This is a genomic window from Polyangiaceae bacterium, assembly GCA_016715885.1.
GTDB lineage: Bacteria > Myxococcota_A > Polyangia > Polyangiales > Polyangiaceae > Polyangium.
The window spans coordinates 142,365-158,975 of record JADJXL010000004.1 but is presented as its reverse complement, the minus strand read 5'-3'; the positions used below and the strand labels follow the sequence as shown (position 1 = coordinate 158,975).

Genomic DNA, 16,611 nt, shown 5'->3' with positions numbered 1-16,611 from the left:
GAGGGCAAAGGTATCTCAGGTTTTGAGCGCTTCGAGCTTGGCGCGCAGCTCTCCGAGTTTGTCGACTTCTTGGCGATAATATCTGGCCGCCTGCTTCGTGGTGGCGGGGTCGGCGGCCAATCGTTCGAGCTCTGCAATGAGCGGGTCGAGCACGCCGAGACCAATATCGACCTCCGCCATGCTTGCGGCAACAGTCCGCGTAAAACCACGTCATATTGCATTTTCGTTCTATCCGGAGAAAGCCCAAGTGAAGCAATTCTCCCCAGAGTTGTAGGCAAGTCTCGAAGGGTGCATTCTTGTCGTGCGCCGAGCACAGAATCCTTTCCACAATGTGTCTTCCTGAAGCTCGACCACGTTCGCTTCGTCATCCGCAAGGCGGGGCCTGAATTCCGCCTCGACCGCGCGGTATTCTTCGACAGCGGAGGCGAAGTCGATGCGGAAGCTCTTCACCGTGGTCAAACCCATGGCTCTGTCGAAGTCGATGCTGACATCTCTGGGCCACTTGTCGTAGCCAAAAAGCTCAGCAAAGTACTCGTCCGCTTCTTCGTCGGTCGCCAATTCCTCGTCTTCTTCCAAGTAATGATGGCTGGAGTCGGGCAAGAGCTTCCTCGCTCCAGATTCATCATCCTCGGCACGGTCGTTTACGGCCATTTTCACTTTCTCCTATATGCGCATGAGTATTTACGGTTGTTCGTCCCAACGACACTGGCGGGCCACGTCCCGCGGTCTTTCACGCACTGTTGCCGACACCACTCACAACGCGTCTCTCCGTGCACCGAACCATTCCCACCCGCAACTTGCGTCATCAGACAATCTACGTATTGGATTTGGCATTTGCGTCTTGCATCTTCTTCATCGTCTTTGATGAGGTTGGCCAACCCGACGAGGACCACAACCCCGATCTCGAACAGAACCTGCACGCCACCCGCTTCGACGATGAGCGGTCCGAGGAACACGAGCGGCGTTTCCGATTCCGAGCTACCCAGCGGTGCCCGCTGCTCACGCATCATGCGCTCACCGCCCGAAACCGGCCGCGAGGAACGCAAGCCCAGCGCATCTACGGGCACCGTCATTGCCTCGAGCGCTCGTTCGAAACATTCCTCGAGCTCTGCATCGTGCAGCGTCGCATCGCGCAGTTTTACCTTCGACACTTTGCCGTCCGCATTTGCGAATAACGTGTATTGAAGAGCATACGAGACGTCAGTCAAGCGACTCGTGGCTTCCGCGGTGCAGTTCTTCATCTCGCGCGCGGTCGCATCTGGCACGTTGACGTCACGGCGTGACGGCTCGAATTGCTTGCTCGGCGCCCGCTGTACGAGCGCGTCATCTTGCGCGCCGCCGCATGCAAGCGGCGTCAGCACGAGCGTCGAGCCCATCGCGAGCATACCAGAAAAAGCCGCACGAAATCTCATCGCACCCTCCGCTTGGAGTAACCTACCGGGTCGCAAACCGGCGGGCAAGTTTTCCAGATCCGCATGACGCGTCCGGTTCACAATACCATAGGCGGCCGAAACGATCGGTACAACCACACGAGCCAAAAAAGCAGATACGCAAAAAGTCCCCCCATGAGCACCCACATCGCTCGCTCGTCGAGCGGCTGCTGCGTGAGGTTCGAGCGTAAAACGAGCTGCAATACGGCCGCCCCAAAAAGCGCCATTGCAACGGCAAACCACGCCATCTGCCGCCCAAGCAGCTCGAGCGCCTCCGGCCATCGCTCGTCCGTGAGCCAATATTCACGATGCGGAATGTTCACGAGCTCGCGGGGAATCCATTTCATAACGGCGGGCATCGTCAAAAAAAGCACGACGACGAGACCCATGACGAGCGCATAAAAAATGAAAAACCCGTCGCGCGGCATGAAACCGTCCGGCCGCCCCGATGGACCAAAGTGCGACGCCATGCGTTCGGGAAGCCTTTCCCACACGAGCGCCACGCGCAGCGCCGATAAGAGGGCTATCCCCAACGTCACCAACGTGGCAAGCGATCGTGAAGGCATCGCCGCCGGCATTATCCGCGTTTCGCGAGCGCGTCAAGATTGCGGGGGCGGAAACCTCTTCTTGATCGAAAACGCCTCGGGCGTCGGCCCTTTTTCCATCATCAAAGCCATCTTCGTTTTGGCGTCTTCCACCGTGGGCAACGTCCCTTCGGGTATCCACCACAATGCGAGCGCGTGGCCTCCGACGACCGCTTTTTCGCCGGCAAACCAACGACGCCGCGCCGCATACACTTCGGCATGCGCCGTGCCATACGTGTAATGGTGGAGCGCTTCGATGGACGTCCACACGGACATGTTGAAAAGCACGCGCGGATCATCGAATTCGCGCTGCGCCGGATCCCGCGAATCCGTGAAATACCGCCAAACGAATCCCGGACTGCGGTCGGCAAGCTCGTTCATTTCGTCGAGCCTCGCGATGTAGTCAGCCATGCGCGGGTCATCCGTGGGCACCAAGGCATACGCAACGTTGGCCTGAGCAAGGTGGTACTTCATGGAGCGCTGGCTTGATGGATCCGACAGCCGGCGTCAACCGAGATGAAGTCGCCGTGCACATCCGCACAGATGTCGCACCTCACCCCGGACCCGCTCTCCCCGTCGATCCAAGCTCGAGTTTGCATTTTTCTTGCTGTTCAAACGTTATTTTCTTGCTGTTCAAACGTTCTTTCGGCAGTCTGCTCGGTACGGTTTGGCTGGCCAAGCAACACGCGAGGGCGAGATATGAAGCAGTTGGAAGCGATCTTTGGCTTCATCGGGGACGCGACATGGGGATGGTCGCTCATCCCATTTCTGGTCATCCTGGGAGCGTTTTTCACCATCGCGTCGGGGTTCGTGCAGTTCAGGTATTTCTGGAGCATGTTCCGCGTGCTTTTTCGAAGCTCGAAGGTCGAATCGGAGGGGACCATCAGCTCACGCGAAGCGCTTCTCATCAGCGTGGGCGGTCGAGTCGGGGGCGGAAACATCGCCGGCGTCGCCGTCGCGATCACGCTGGGCGGGCCTGGCGCGGTCTTCTGGATGTGGGCGATCGCCGTCATCGGCATGGCGACGAGTCTGTTCGAGTGCACGCTGGCGCAGGTGTTCAAACGCACGGACGAGGGTGGGACGTATCGAGGGGGTCCGGCGTATTACATCTTCCACGGCCTGGGCCCTCAATACAAGTGGTTGGCGGTCGTGTATGCAATCGCGCTCATTCTGGCTTTCGGTATGGGATTCAATGCATTCCAGGGCAATACCGTCGCGGGAGCCATGCAGGACAGTTTGGGCGTCGACCGGATATGGTCTGGAGCGGGTCTCGCGGTTCTCACGGCGCTGGTCGTATTCGGCGGCATTCAGCGCATTGCGAAGGCGTCGGACGTCATCGTTCCGATCATGGCGTTTGGTTACATCGCGATGGCGCTATTCATCGTGATCATCAACATCACGAGCGTTCCGGCCCTGCTTGCGACGATCGTCAAGAATGCTTTCGGGTTCGAGGCGGCGGTGAGTGGCGGTGTTGGCGCGGCGGTTGCCAATGGAGTTCGTCGGGGGCTCTTTTCCAATGAAGCGGGGCTGGGAAGTGCGCCGAACGTGGCGGCTGTTGCGCAATGTCGCCATCCGATGAACCAGGGCATCGTGCAATCTTTGTCCGTCTTCATCGATACCATCGTGATTTGCACCTGCACCGCATTCGTCGTCCTTTTGGGCAAGGTATACGTGCCCGGAGTGCAAGACATCGACGGCGTGGTGCTCACGCAACAATCGCTGGTCGGGCACGTGGGTGAATGGAGCAAGTACTTTTTGACGGGGGCAGCGCTGCTCTTCGCCTTCAGCTCCATCATCTACAATTATTACTTGGGGGAGAATGCGCTGATCGTGTTCACCGAGAGCCCGCGGGCGCGCAATGCGCTGCGTGTTTTCATCGTCGGGATCGTTTTCCTCGGGTCGGTGGCTCCGAATGCAACGGCGGTGTTCTTCTTCTCCGACCCGATGATGGGGATTCTCGCGATGATCAATCTGCTGACGATCACGATGCTGTTTCCGGTCGGCATGCGGGTGTTGAAGGATTATCGAGATCAATTGAAACAGGGCGTGGAACCGGTCTTCGATCCGGCGAAGTTCCCGGACCTCGATATCGACAAAGATGCGTGGAAATTAGATGACGCGACTGTCAGTGGGGCGTCGGCCGAAGCAAAAATATCGTGAACGGCGCGCTACGCGCGCGTTCGTTCAATCCTCATCGCCCTCCGCGCCTTTTCCTTGTCCGCAACAGCGCTTGTACTCTTTGCCGCTCCCGCAGGGGCACGGGCCTTTGCGGGCCGGTCCTTCTCGGACCGGGGCACTATTTCGCGGCCCTTCGTGATCGCGCATGGCGCGTAAAATGGTCAGCGTATGATCGGGTCGCCACGGGACGTGCATGGCGCGCAGCACATCGCGCGGCAGGTACAGATCTTCGGGGGCGGCCCGAGCAATCCAGGGGATCATGGTGAACAGCCATATGATCACGTTGGCGTTGTTCGGCGCGCGCTCGAGGTAACAAAAATCTTGATTTACGGCCATGGTGAGCGCCAGGCCGGCCGGCACGTCTTCCGGCTTTTCGTATCGAAGAATCGGTGCACCGATGCGCTTGCCCATGGCGACGACGATTCGAGCGCCGAGGTCTCGATGTGCCGCGAGTCGGCCTTCGGGGGTTTCTCGGTCGAGCGCTGCCATTTCTTGGGCGGCGTTCCGTATTCCACGGGCCAGGTCACCGAGCGGCGTACCTTTGCGGTGTTCCGGGATGTCGTAACCGAGCGCTTTTTCCGCTTCCGCGCGCAGTCGCGCATGACGAGCACCAATGGCAAAGATGGAGGAGCAGGTGTCGAGGTTCTGCAATCGAGTGATCGAGTCATGGTGCAAGCGTTTGTATCGGCCGAGCAGGGGTTTTCCGATGCGCGCCACGGACCATATGCCGCGTGCGGCGACGGATATGATTCCTTGGCGGATGGCGCCCCAAGAAAGCGTTGCTCGCTCGTCGTGTTCGAGGAGGTCCATGAGCTTTTTCCATCCTGCCCTCCAAGCCGTCCATGCACGCGAGCACGGCGAAGTTGCCCATGGCCCACAACGTTTGCCAATACGATCGCAACGCGTCCTCGTAAATGGGCCGCAATTTGTCGGTTTTGCGTAAGAGGGGGAGGAGGATTTGCCGCGCGTCGTCGAGGTCGCAAGCGGCTCCGTAATACAATGTCAAAAGTCCAGCGCGTAAAGTGGTTGAAGCGCCGAAACGGCCACGAAGTCTTCGCGCGAAAATTCGTCGGCTGTTTCGTAAATGCGCCGGAGCAGCGCCTTGACGCCGCCGCCTCCGGCAAGCTGCTGGGCCGCTTGCATTCGCTCGCGAAGGTCGCCGACACGGGTCGCGACGACATCGAGCTGTCCGCGCGTGACGATGGGCAAGTTGGAGACCTTCATGCCTTTGGCGAGGCACGTGACGAAGCGCCCATCGCGCGTGAGGATGAGAAACGGGCCTTCTTCGGAATCCTCGAGGGACAATGCGACTCGCTCGGCTTGCTGAGGCACGTGTACGCGGTCGAAGAGGTAGCGAAGGAGGCCCTCGTCGCGGTAGAGGGTCAGGGCCAGCTCGACCTGCGGCATCGAGATGCGGTCGAGACGCGAGAGGAAGTGATGCGCGTGTCCCATGTGGACATGAGAAACCAACGGGTGCGGGGAGGCAACAAGAAATTGGAAGGCTCAGTGCGCGTCTCGAAAGGTGGTGTCGATTTGGGATGGGCCGCTCACCTCACCCGCAATACGCCATGATCCTCTCCCACCTGCGGCACGGGCAAAAGGTCATTCTCGAATACGCCGTCGTCGCTCTCCGGCTCGCACAAATACACCGCAATGGCACCTAGCGGCTGATTCGTATCCACGATCGAATACCCTCGAGGCGCCTCGCGCTTCTCCGATCGCCAACGCACGGCAACTTCGCCGACCTTGGCCGCTTCGAGGATCGCGCGACCGTCTTCATTGCCAAGCGATTCGATCCTGGCCACCTCGACGTCGTACGAGCCTTCCGCTTTTTCGACACGCAGGCCGTGTTTTTTCAAGTGTTCGGCCACGGCCTCTGGCACGAGATACGCTGCTGGGCGATCGACGACCACGGTGCCGCGGAAACGCCCGAAATGCGGAATCGTGCAGGTCGAAGGCGCGCCCTCGAGCGTCCGCGGCGTGCGCGTGAGGACCGTCATCGGTTTGTCGAACGTTTCCAATTTGTATCGCACTGCGATTCGTGAAGGCGGTCGTTTGCTCGATACCACCACCTGCTTGATGGTATCCGCGTTCTTGGCGGCCCACGTGAGCAATTCGATTTGCCACGCCGTCGCCGTTTGCACACGCTCTTCGAATGGCAAATAGCTGTAACATTCGAGCAAAATGTCCATTCGATTCGTGAGCCCTCGGTAATTCGATCCGAAACGCGGGTGATGCGGATAGGTCATCCAGCCGAGGCCCACGCATGCGTCGGGGTCCACGTCGCCACACGCATCCAAAATGCGCTCGTCCTCGACGAAGTTACCATACCAGCCGCTTTCGAATCCGCGCGCTCGCACGGCTTCCATGACCTCCGGGACCATTTTTTGACGCGCCAATTCAATGGGCTCGGCACGCCCCGATTCGACCGTGTGCGGCACGTCGACCGTCATTTGAAAACGATGCACCGATCCGTTCGTCGCGTGGTTGTCGATGGTCAAGTCCGGCGCAAAAGGAATGCAGACGTGATCCTGCAAGAGCCTCATTTCGGGAGCTTTTTGCCGCATGTAATCGCGATTCAAGTTGATCCCTTGGCTTTGTGTGCGCGTGCCGACGACGGGGCCGATTTGTCCCGAAAGCTTTTTCAGGTCGAGCCTTCGGTTGGCCGGATCGAGCGCATCGTTTCCGTCGGGATTGAAGAGCGGCACGACGAGCAGCGTGATCGAATCGAGGAAATCGGGGTGTTTGCCGTCGAGCATGTCGCGCACGAGCGCCAAACTCGCTTCCTTGCCTTCGACTTCGCCCGGGTGAATGCCATCCATCATGAGCACGACGGGTTTGCCGGCTTTTCGAGCGTCCTCGGGGGAGCGCACGCCGTCTTTCGAGAGAATCAAGAGCGGCATCTCGCGGCCCTGGGGCGAGACGCCGAATGTTTTTACGTGAAGGCGCGGGTCGTTGCGGTCATCGAGCGACCGGATGAAGCGCATGACATCGGCATGCAGGGATGTTTCACGGAAAGACGTGGCTTCGGCGCGCGTGAGGAGCATGCGGAGGGCATAGCATGGATGGGCAATGGCTGCACCAAGGTGCATGCGAGGTCCGTTCGCTCCGGGTTGCTCCCGGCCATTCAGACGTCGCATTCGAAGTGGGCCGGCGCCGGGCGCCAATCGAGCTCAGTTGCAGCACTGGCTGGTGTTTACGGCGACGCATTTCGCACCGACGTAAAACCCGGTCTTGTAACGTTCTTTCCCCTCCCACCAACAGCTCCAGTCATAGCCGCACATGGCGCACCACCCGATGTCGATATTCGAGACGTCTGAAAACGTGGCTTTGAAAGCTTCGAGCGCTTCCTGGGCTTCGGGCGAGTCGTCTTGCACGCGGACCCATTCGCCCGGGTTGCATCGCGCGCGATCGGTCGCTTCATGGTCGGACGTCTCGAGGCCGTCATTCACCGAGCGGTTCGTCGGCAGGCCGCGCGAAATATCGAGCGCTTCCGGGATGGTGATTGGAGACGCTGCAACGATCTCCGGCGTCGCGCCCTCGAGAGCGGCGAGATCGGCGTCGTCCACCGATTCCGCGGTACAAGCCATCAACGACAACGAAGCGACCATCGATACGAACAACACGTTACGCATATGAACCTCCCTGGTTGCCAGAAGCCTCTAGCAGGTTGCGTACCAATGGCGTGACGAGCCAAATCAATGGGTTTTTCCGTTTGTTGGCGCGCCCAAGGCGCCCTCGTTGCTGGCCGTCACCCAGGCGTTGGATCGAATGATCAGGGTCGCTGCCCCAAGCGTGTGATCGATTGATCAAGAATGGATCGAATGATCAACTACGCGAAGCTACCCGCTCGGACGGTCCACCGGCAAGGTGTGCCGAGCCTCCCGAGTCGTTCGTACCGTCAAACCGTCAAACTTTTTCCTGTTTCGCCCGCCACGTTTTGCGCCCGCCAAAAAAATCGTCACCCCCCGGTCACGCTTGGCCTCCCAAGCGCCTATCCAGCTTGCCGCCGTCAGAGCGGTAGAAGGAAAATCACATGAAGAACACACTCGTTCGCTTGATGACCGCCGTCGCTCTCGTCGCTCTGCCCGCTTTCGCGTTCGCCGGCGATTCTTGTCCGTGCCAGTCGTCGTGCCCCTGCGGTTCGGGTTGCGATTGCGCCAAGAAGTAATTCGTGCAAGGGCTGGCCGGAGGATGGAGCGATTCGCTGATTCATGATGAACCAGGTCGAGCGCGAGCAATTGCACCAAGCGATGGTGCGTCTTGCCGATGGTGACAGGAGCGCCTTCGACCCTGTGTTCGTCACGATTTGGCCCATCCTCCGGCGCTTTGCCTTGCGCGTCATGGTGTCTCCTGCCGATGCCGAAGACGCCGCCCAAGCGGCGCTCGAAAAGGTCCTGCAAAGGGCATCCGAATTCGATCCGTCTCGGGATGCGCTCGCCTGGGTGCTAGGCATTGCCGCGTATGAATGCCGAACGCTTCGCCAGAAGCATCGACGGCGCAAGGAAGAACCGAGCAGCCTGGACGAGCTCGAGCCCGTGCTCGCAGGGGACGGCGCCCCATCGCCGGAAGACCGCGTGATTGCTCGGGATTTGGACGCCGCGGTGCTCGAGGTGCTCGGCACGCTGCGGGCGAACGATGCGGAAACCCTACAATTGTTGCTTGCGGACGAAAGACTGGAAGGCGCGACGTTTCGCAAACGTGTAGAAAGGGCCATGCGTCGGTTGCGCGAGGCATGGAGGGCCAAGCATGGAACGGACTGAGCTGCAAATCAGGGCGCGGGCGAGGCGCGTTTACGAACTGGGTCGGCTCCGGTCCGCGATGAAGGTGCTTTTGTACGTGGTGCCGATCGTGGTGCTCGCGTCGTACAGCAGCGCGACGAGCGTGTCTGGGGACATCGTTTTGGGATTGGCGCTCGGGGCGCTGACGGTGGGCCTTTTGTGGCGCGGCGAAGCTTATGGGCGCGCGGTGGGAACGGGGCTGCTCGCGGGAGCGGTTCCACTATTGCTGCCGCTCGCGATGCAAACGACGGGGCATTGTTGCATGGCTGGCGCGTGCTCGACGTGGTGCCTTCCGATGTGCATTGGAGCGGGCTTTGCTGCGGGCATCATGGTGGGCGTGCGGGCTTCGTCGGAAGCGCGGGCGCCGGGGCGTTTTGCGCTGTCGGCGATGGGCGTTGCGGCGCTGACCGGAGCGCTCGGGTGCGCAGGCATGGGGCTTGGCGCGGTGGCCGGGATGATCGCTGCGCTGACTGTGGTTTCTGCGCCGCTGGCGGTGGTGGGCATGCGATTGCGGCGGCGGTGACGACGTTTCCATCGTCATTCACGTTCGGCGTCGTCCTCCTCTGCCTCTGCGCCCCATTGATCAATTTCTGCCCATAACTCGTCGAGGTCGAGCACCAGGCCTTCACAACCAGGTATTGGTTCGAGCTTGCCGGCCTCTGCCCCGAGGGCGCGTACATACCGCCCTTCCGCATTGAGCTCGAAGATTTCGAACGTTCTCATCGTCGGGTCGAGCAGCCAATAATAACGCGCTCCGAACGCTGCATATTCTCCAAGCTTTTCGATACGATCTCGACGCACGTCGCGCGGACGCGGCGAGACGACTTCGATCAACACGTCGGCTGGTTTTCGCAAGGCACCCCGCAGCGGTGGGCGCTTCTGCCCCGGCAGGATCATCGACACATCAGGCTTTCGTCCGCGTCCTTTGCGCAGAACGTACTTGAGCTCGGAACCTCCAACCAACCCCCCGCGAGGCACCGCCCACGAGCGAAGCGTGGCGATGAGCCAGCCAACAGCAACTTCATGAAGCCAATCAGGCACTTCTTCCTCCACGAGCACGCCGTCGACGAGCTCCCCCTCCTCGTCCTCGGGCAGGTTCGCCCACTCCTCGTCGGTCATGCGACGCGGCCCGCCTTCACCGATGGGTTCAACAGCAACCATGAAACGAGGCTAGCATGGTTTGGCCCGGTCGTGAAGAGCCAGCCCAAGGGCCATCCTTGTCGAGATTGGTCCCCCCTGCGCGTTCGCACGAATTGAATGCGCGCATCGACATGACGACATCTCCACGCTCAATCGCGACGCAAACCGCACTCCCTGGTCAACCTCCCAACATCACACCCGAGCCATTCCGCGCCCCTTGGTCAACCTCCCAACATCACCCCTCAGCCAAGCCGCATCCCTTGGTAACCCTCCCATCATCGACCCCCGCGCAGAGCGCATCTACCGGTAAGATCGCCACCATCGCCCCCCGCAAAAACCGCTCGCGCCACGCCTGCATTGGCATGTGACCCCCACGCAAACCGTGTGGTGTGCGGATCGAGCGAGGTGCACATGCCACGAAAGGCGTGCATGGCACGCCGAATTTGTCATTCAGGTTGTGATTGATCGTTGACAATCACGCTCGACGCTTGGTACGAACCACATCGGATCCCCACGACACATGTCCTTTTTTCACAACCGAAAGCGAGGTACTTCGTGGACGTCAGTTTATCCGAGCTTTTCCCGGGCATTTTACAACTTCACGCCAGGGCGACGCATCCTGAGCATGCGGCAAAGTCAAAACGGCAGCCTTGGCCGCCAATGAAACGGCGCTCGTGGCGCATGCCGAAGCGTGCATCACGCACGACCAGCACACGCTGGTTCTGGATGCGCAGTGGAATGCGCGAACCACAACGACGATCGGCAATCCCGAGCTTCGCGACGTCGACATCATCCTCGATCCGCTGGTGACGTCGCTGCGCGACACCATCGATAGCCAAGTTCGCGGGTCGAAGCCGGGCGATGCACTTGCCGAACTGGGCGGTCAATTGTTGGTTGCGCTGTTTCCGCAAGGCGTCAGTGCGGTCACGCACGCGACGTATGCGGACGAAGCAGCCGAGGTGGAGCGCATCATCGTCGAAATCAAGAAACCCGAATGGGGCGCGGTCGTCGCCGGATTCGGTTTGGCACGTATCGTCGAGCGGATGCAGGAGGTCATTCTAAAATATCGGCAATTGCTCGAAGCGCCTGCGGCGGCGGGGCTGAAGTTTGCCGACGTGAAAGCGACGCGGGCCCAGGGACAGAGCTTGCTGTTGCAAACGCTGGCGATGGTATTGGCCAAGTATCCATCGGACAGCGAGGCGGACAAGGCGGGTCGCGAGGCGCTGATGGGGCCGATATTGCGGCAGAACGAAGCGATTGGTCAATATTTGAAGTCGCGCCGCACGGTGCCGGATGTCAATCCGGATACGGGTGAAGAGGTGCAGGGGCCGAAGTAGGGGCGACTTCGCCCCCGCAGCAAGCTCGCGCAAGCCCGTCAAGGCCCATCGGTTTTACGGGCGCAACCTCGTGGTCACTTGCAACCGTGGCGCGCGGGGCGCATGCCCCTCTTTGCGCACCACTCTTCCTTCGAAAGACAGTCGTTGCCGCGGGCTGTCTCGCTCTCACACGCCATGTCATACGGATCCATCCCGCCTGGATCGTACTCCTCCTCTGGCTCTTGCGGTGGAGGCGTTTGGCGCTCCGTGCCGGCGCAAGCTCCAGCGGTCATGGCAGACGCCAAGAGAAAACCAAAGGGGACGACGGTTGTTTGGAGACAAAGGGCAAACTTGGTCGACTTCATGGCCGAAGCAGACCACTGCTCGCCGAGTTCGTCAAGGCCAATCGGTTTTACGGGCGCAACCTCCTCGGGCAAGGGCGGCGCCGTAGCATTCGTGGTGGTTGTCTCTGGCGGGGCCAACGCCACGAGCGGTGGTATGTCCTGACGTACTGGCGTAGCCGTCGAATTCCCAGGCGCGACGATTCCGCAGACGACGGCCACGGTAATCGCGCCCGCCGCGTGGGTCGCGTGCGGAAGCAACCGCGAAACGTGCCGGGCCAAACGAGCACCTTGTGCGCGGGCGTTTTTTGCGACGAACAAGACGAAGGCGATGATGGTTGATTGCATGGCCGCGCGCAGCAAGCGCCGCACGCGGCGAAGGCGCGAGTCAACCGTCGACCAACGCCGGTTCTGTTCGTCGGCAATCTGCTGGACGGTCTTGTCTTCGACGTAATGAGCACGCAAGAGCGCCAGGTCTTCGGCATCGAGCAGAGCCAACGCCTCTTCTAGAGCTTTGCGCATACCCACGTCGGGCACATGGGCGGGCGTGGAGAGCGCGGTGGCGATGTTCGTATCGGTGAGCTCTTCGCCTAAAAGCTTGCGATGTTTGGACCCGCGATTGGTCAACGCCGCATATCTCGCGAGCTCACACATCCACCCGACGAATTTTTCTCGATCGGCGCTGGACCGGCGCTTCGAAATGGGTTTGTCTAGGGCCTTGATGAAGGCATCATGCACGACCTCCAGGGGATGAATATGCGCAGGACAACCCACTTTCCGCACCACCGCCATCATCGTGTTGACCAGCTCGTCGAACTCAGGCCTCGACAAACCAAACGCCGATGCAAGCATGCGACGAACATCCTGGGATGGCTGGACCTTCGGCGGATCGTCGGGGGGATCAGTCGGTGGTCGATGCGTCATGACGGGATAGGGTACGAGGCTACCGGAATCCCGAAAAAATCGTCCACCCTCCTGCTCTTTTTCTTCACGCTCGCGCTAACCTTGCCGGTTCGTACGGCGTTTGCCCTCGACGCACCCGCCATCGCCCCGACGCAGCTCGACTTCGATGCAAGGCAAGCGCCCAAGAGTTGCAACGATCGCGTGACGTTTGACGCGCTCCTTCGGACCTGGGTGGCTGAAAACGTGTGGACACCCGATGCAGCTCGCCGGCTCATTGTCCGCATCCATCGTTCTCCGAGGGGTGAAAAGCTGGTCGATGTGACGCTGGTGGATGCAACTGGGACAACCATGGCTGAGCATCACGAGCGCTTCGGCTTCAGAGAGGAATGTCACAAAGTGCTCTACGAGTCGGCCCGCGCTGCGGCGAGGCTCCTGGGCGCCTTCGAGAAGCCGCCGCCGCCCGAACCGTGTCCGACGTGCCCAGCGTGTCCGTCCTGCGCCGACTGTCCGGCATCGTCCGTGCCCGCGCAACCACCTCAGCGGACAGTCGTGCCCGTGCAGCCACCTCCGCGGAAGGTCGCCCGCGCGCAGTCACGGCCACAGCCACCGCCATCCACCCCGCCACGTCGTACGTCTGTCATGGCCGGTGCTTTGCTCGCGACGGGAATCACGTCCCAAGGCACCGCGGGGCCGTTCGTTGGCGTCAACATCGTCCCATCGTCCCATTTTCCCCGCTTTCATGTGGAGCTTGGTGGTGCGTGGTTGCCGCCGATGCAGGCGACATCGAAAACGCGCGCGGGATATCGAATGGACATCGTTCCGCTTTTTGGATCCGTTTGTCACGCGCGACATGTCTTTCGCTTTTGCGGCGGCATTGCGTCGACATTTTACGACGCGCAGCGTGCGGACGGTGCAATGGGGCACGATGGATTGCGCGTCACGCTCGCGGGTGTGGCGCGTTTGGGCGCGGAGCTCGATGTTGCGGGCGCCTTTTCGATGCGCGTGGACACGTACATGCTCACGCGGTTTTGGCGCCGAACGTTTGGCAATGAATGGGCAGCATTCGATGACCCGAGCCCCATTGCGTTGGGCGTGGCAGGCGTGGCCGTGTGGTCGCTCGAATGAGGGAGGAAGGTATCGTCGAGCGAATGCAGGAGGTGATAGCAAAGAATCGGCATTGCTCGAAGCGTCCCCCTCGTTGGGATCGAAAGGATAGGCGAAGTCCATATTGGCGAGCGTGGCTCGCACCAAGGTCACCCAGTGCTCAACACGTCGCCCATCTCCACGAATGAAACGTTGGTGAACCGGTGTTCTTCGATTAGGCATTTCACGTTGTCCGTGCAAAGTATGCCACCAGGGAACTCGTAAACACGGAAGATCCCATCGATGGGCGGGACGAAGAGGCCCTGTCCTTCGATCCGAGGAATCATCCGGTTATGCATCACCCCGTTCTCTTGGTCCCAGGTCGATTCCTCATCTTGAATTCCCAACAACTCGTAGTCTGTGGTTCCATCAGCCAGTTGGCGTGTCGTGATGGTTGAGCGTTCCATGTCGGCATGCGTCCATGCGGTCGGCCAAAGGTCCCATAACTTCGGTCCCGTATAGGGAAGGCGCACCCTTGGCCTCTTCAAACGGCGCCTCGACATTTTGGCGACTTTGGCGCTCTCGAACATCTCCACCTCCCGAAGTTCGAAGCCCCCGATCCCGCGATCGGCCAAGGCCCGAGCGACCTGGTCGGTGATCACCAGCTCTGTGTCGAACCCCGGCCATGTGAAGTCTCCAACGACATCCGAATCAGGCAGCCACTCGATGACGATGGGGCGCCGCCTCTCCTGGTACTCCCCCGGTTGCGATATACCGCCGACCCGGAGAGCCCGGGCATAGTCATAGTCAAAGGGCTCGTGGAATGCCCAGATTTTCATGGTCGATATGCCTCCAGGCCAAACTCCTTGACGAGATCGTCTCGGATTTTTAGGATGTCCTCGGCAGTCAGCTTCCCCGTCCGCCTGCGGACGCGGTCTATGCGCGATTTGAATTTTTCATTCCATTCGCCGCCGCCCGCCCCTTTGTGAATGCGCTTGTGAACATCCTCTGGTATCGCCCAACGGTTCGGCGCGCCGGGCTTACCTTGAACCGCCTTTCGCACATTGTCAGGCAGCATCTTAAGGATTTCCGTCGGGACCGTGTGGTGATCGTTGGTCTTGATCGCCCCTGGCCCGCTCGCCGGTGCTTTTCCCTTTGGCCGCGTCGTCGTCCTCGTACCTGACGGACTCGTCGTGGTCGTTGCGATCGTTCGTCCGGACGAATCCTTGGTGGTCGTCTTGATCACCGGCTGCGCAGTAGGCGCTGCTTGCACCGGTTTCGCCGCGGGTGCCGGCGGTGCCTTGGGTGGCGGCGCTGCCGGCGGACGTGCGGCGGGCGCTGGCGCCGGTGGCGGCGTCGATGCCGTAGCCGGCTGCGCATCATCCGCGCGCGCAAGGATGTCCGACAGCGCGTCCGCCCCGTGCCGCACGCTCATGACGCACGAGAGCAGGCCATTGGCCGCGAGGCCCGCGGAGCCCACGAAAACCACGACGCCCGCGGGTGCACCTCCGCCCGTCGCCGTGAGTCCGCCACCGCCGGCCATACCGGCGCATCCAACGGCCACTTGCCCAATGCCTCCAACGCCTTCGCCTACCGCTTTGCCCAAACGCGCCCACGGCGTGCCGCGCGGCAAAACGCCCGATTCAATGCCGACATCGGCGCCAAGGCTACCCAAAGGCACCAAGCTTATCGGCACGCCCGCTCCGGCACCTCCAACGAATTGCGCGGCCGGATGATCCACCGCGCGAGGGCCAGGATCCGCGGTCGCGGGAGCCGACACGGGCTTTCCCGAGCGCGCCGCATCGACGAGCATGCGCTTGAGTTTCTCAATGGCGATCCCCGTGGGCGGCAAAATGCGCATGGGCCGAACACCCGCCTGCTGGCCAATGAATGACGCATTCGGTTTTTCGTCGGCCGCTGCCTTGCAGGTTTGCTCGACGACGCGGACGAGTTGCGCGTGAAGCTCGTCCGAAATGGCAAACGTCGTCGATTCGATGTCACGCTTGCACGGCGCTTTTTCATCCGCGCAATTCACAGCGAAATGCGCAAGTGACGGCCGTGGTAATGGCGACGCGTTCTTTGCATCCGGCAGCATTCGTGCCTGGTCTGCCTTCGGCAGCAATCGCTCGCTGCCAGGCAAGACCGTCGGCGCTTTCCGCGGCCGCTGCGCCACGGCAGCGGGCTTTTGCGCTGGACGCGTTATGGGCTTGGGCAATGGTTTCGGAGCATTGCTCACGCTCGTCTTTTGCGGCTTTGGCTTGGCCTTCTTCGGCGGTGGCGGCTTCGGTGGCGGCAGGGTGGCGGCGGTGGCGGCGGTGGCGGTGGCGGCGGTGGCGGTGGCGGCGGCTGAACCGCGGGTGCTCGCTTGCAAGTCCACGCAATCTTGCGGATATCCTCGGGAAACCTATTGAGGCTATCAGGGCCAAGGTTTGGGTTGTGCTTGTAAACAATATGATGATCGGTCCTCGTCCCCCTCCATGCACCGACCTCCCTCCACCCCTTCGCATCCTTGACGATGACGAAGGTGTCGTCATCCGCCGCCAATTTGTCAGGCCGCCAGCACACTTCGATGGGCGCCGGTGCGGCTGAGGCGTTCGTCGCCAGCATCACGAGCAAGAGCGCACAGGAACAAGCCCATCGCCGCAAGACAAGCGCCCAAGCGACCCAGAGAAAGCGAAGCCATCTTGTCATCGCAAGCTGCCTCCCGCGACAGGCAGGCTACAGGGTGGAATTGCGGAGAGTCAAGCAAACATAGGTCAACCTCCCAACATCACGCCCGAGCCATTCCGCACCACTTGGTCAACCTTCCAACATCATCCCTCAGCCATTCCGCACCCCCTGGTAACCTTCCCATC

General features: G+C 60.9%; 18 protein-coding genes. 5 read left to right on the top strand and 13 right to left on the bottom strand.

The window, feature by feature from the left end:
* Window positions 1–15 precede the first annotated feature (15 nt).
* The 5 genes from IPM54_08955 to IPM54_08935 all read right to left on the bottom strand — a co-directional run bounded on the left by IPM54_08955 (window position 16) and on the right by IPM54_08935 (window position 2,488).
* Window positions 16–180 carry a hypothetical protein gene (locus tag IPM54_08955; GenBank protein ID MBK9259949.1) on the bottom strand — a complete coding sequence of 55 codons (165 nt, stop codon included), beginning with the start codon at window positions 178–180 and terminating at the stop codon, window positions 16–18.
* A gap of 48 nt (window positions 181–228) precedes the next feature.
* A complete protein-coding gene (locus IPM54_08950; GenBank protein ID MBK9259948.1) occupies window positions 229–651 on the bottom strand; it encodes a hypothetical protein in 423 nt (140 codons plus the stop codon).
* Window positions 652–653: 2 nt separating this feature from the next.
* Window positions 654–1,412 carry a hypothetical protein gene (locus IPM54_08945; protein MBK9259947.1) on the bottom strand — a complete coding sequence of 253 codons (759 nt, stop codon included), beginning with the start codon at window positions 1,410–1,412 and terminating at the stop codon, window positions 654–656.
* A 77-nt stretch (window positions 1,413–1,489) separates the two neighbouring features.
* On the bottom strand, window positions 1,490–1,996 hold the full coding sequence (locus IPM54_08940) for a DUF1648 domain-containing protein (protein MBK9259946.1): 507 nt from the start codon (window positions 1,994–1,996) through the stop codon (window positions 1,490–1,492).
* Between the two features lie 33 nt (window positions 1,997–2,029).
* Window positions 2,030–2,488, bottom strand: a complete 459-nt coding sequence (locus IPM54_08935; protein ID MBK9259945.1) for a DUF3291 domain-containing protein — start codon at window positions 2,486–2,488, stop codon at window positions 2,030–2,032.
* 225 nt (window positions 2,489–2,713) lie between these two features.
* Here IPM54_08935 and IPM54_08930 point away from each other — a divergent pair, with 225 nt between their 5' ends.
* Window positions 2,714–4,174, top strand: a complete 1,461-nt coding sequence (locus tag IPM54_08930) for an alanine:cation symporter family protein (protein MBK9259944.1) — start codon at window positions 2,714–2,716, stop codon at window positions 4,172–4,174.
* Between the two features lie 24 nt (window positions 4,175–4,198).
* Here the strand turns inward: IPM54_08930 and IPM54_08925 are convergent, their stop codons facing one another.
* From IPM54_08925 to IPM54_08910, 4 genes are all read right to left on the bottom strand, one after another.
* Complete coding sequence (locus IPM54_08925; protein MBK9259943.1) at window positions 4,199–4,681, bottom strand: SEC-C domain-containing protein; 483 nt, start codon at window positions 4,679–4,681, stop codon at window positions 4,199–4,201.
* A gap of 513 nt (window positions 4,682–5,194) precedes the next feature.
* Window positions 5,195–5,644: a hypothetical protein gene (locus tag IPM54_08920; protein MBK9259942.1), complete on the bottom strand. Its 450-nt coding sequence runs from the start codon at window positions 5,642–5,644 to the stop codon at window positions 5,195–5,197.
* Window positions 5,645–5,739: 95 nt separating this feature from the next.
* A complete protein-coding gene (locus IPM54_08915) occupies window positions 5,740–7,179 on the bottom strand; it encodes a M14 family metallopeptidase (GenBank protein MBK9259941.1) in 1,440 nt (479 codons plus the stop codon).
* A gap of 186 nt (window positions 7,180–7,365) precedes the next feature.
* The gene (locus IPM54_08910) at window positions 7,366–7,827 is read right to left on the bottom strand and encodes a hypothetical protein (protein ID MBK9259940.1); all 462 of its coding nucleotides are present in this window, start codon (window positions 7,825–7,827) and stop codon (window positions 7,366–7,368) included.
* Window positions 7,828–8,409: 582 nt separating this feature from the next.
* Between IPM54_08910 and IPM54_08905 the strand changes: the two genes are divergently transcribed.
* Entirely contained in the window at window positions 8,410–8,955 is a 546-nt protein-coding gene (locus IPM54_08905; GenBank protein MBK9259939.1) for a sigma-70 family RNA polymerase sigma factor, read from the top strand.
* Window positions 8,942–9,496 (top strand): hypothetical protein, encoded by a 555-nt coding sequence (locus IPM54_08900; protein MBK9259938.1) that lies wholly within the window; start codon window positions 8,942–8,944, stop codon window positions 9,494–9,496. The genes IPM54_08905 and IPM54_08900 overlap by 14 nt, the downstream gene beginning before the upstream one ends.
* A gap of 14 nt (window positions 9,497–9,510) precedes the next feature.
* Here the strand turns inward: IPM54_08900 and IPM54_08895 are convergent, their stop codons facing one another.
* A complete protein-coding gene (locus tag IPM54_08895) occupies window positions 9,511–10,092 on the bottom strand; it encodes a Uma2 family endonuclease (protein MBK9259937.1) in 582 nt (193 codons plus the stop codon).
* 671 nt (window positions 10,093–10,763) lie between these two features.
* Between IPM54_08895 and IPM54_08890 the strand changes: the two genes are divergently transcribed.
* The gene (locus IPM54_08890; GenBank protein MBK9259936.1) at window positions 10,764–11,450 is read left to right on the top strand and encodes a hypothetical protein; all 687 of its coding nucleotides are present in this window, start codon (window positions 10,764–10,766) and stop codon (window positions 11,448–11,450) included.
* A 74-nt stretch (window positions 11,451–11,524) separates the two neighbouring features.
* Here the strand turns inward: IPM54_08890 and IPM54_08885 are convergent, their stop codons facing one another.
* Window positions 11,525–12,694 carry a hypothetical protein gene (locus IPM54_08885; protein MBK9259935.1) on the bottom strand — a complete coding sequence of 390 codons (1,170 nt, stop codon included), beginning with the start codon at window positions 12,692–12,694 and terminating at the stop codon, window positions 11,525–11,527.
* A gap of 81 nt (window positions 12,695–12,775) precedes the next feature.
* Here IPM54_08885 and IPM54_08880 point away from each other — a divergent pair, with 81 nt between their 5' ends.
* On the top strand, window positions 12,776–13,798 hold the full coding sequence (locus IPM54_08880; GenBank protein ID MBK9259934.1) for a hypothetical protein: 1,023 nt from the start codon (window positions 12,776–12,778) through the stop codon (window positions 13,796–13,798).
* A gap of 128 nt (window positions 13,799–13,926) precedes the next feature.
* Here the strand turns inward: IPM54_08880 and IPM54_08875 are convergent, their stop codons facing one another.
* Both IPM54_08875 and IPM54_08870 read right to left on the bottom strand, forming a co-directional pair.
* Entirely contained in the window at window positions 13,927–14,595 is a 669-nt protein-coding gene (locus tag IPM54_08875; protein MBK9259933.1) for a hypothetical protein, read from the bottom strand.
* Window positions 14,592–16,133, bottom strand: a complete 1,542-nt coding sequence (locus IPM54_08870) for a hypothetical protein (protein MBK9259932.1) — start codon at window positions 16,131–16,133, stop codon at window positions 14,592–14,594. Before IPM54_08870 ends, IPM54_08875 begins: the two co-directional genes overlap by 4 nt.
* Window positions 16,134–16,611 lie beyond the last annotated feature (478 nt).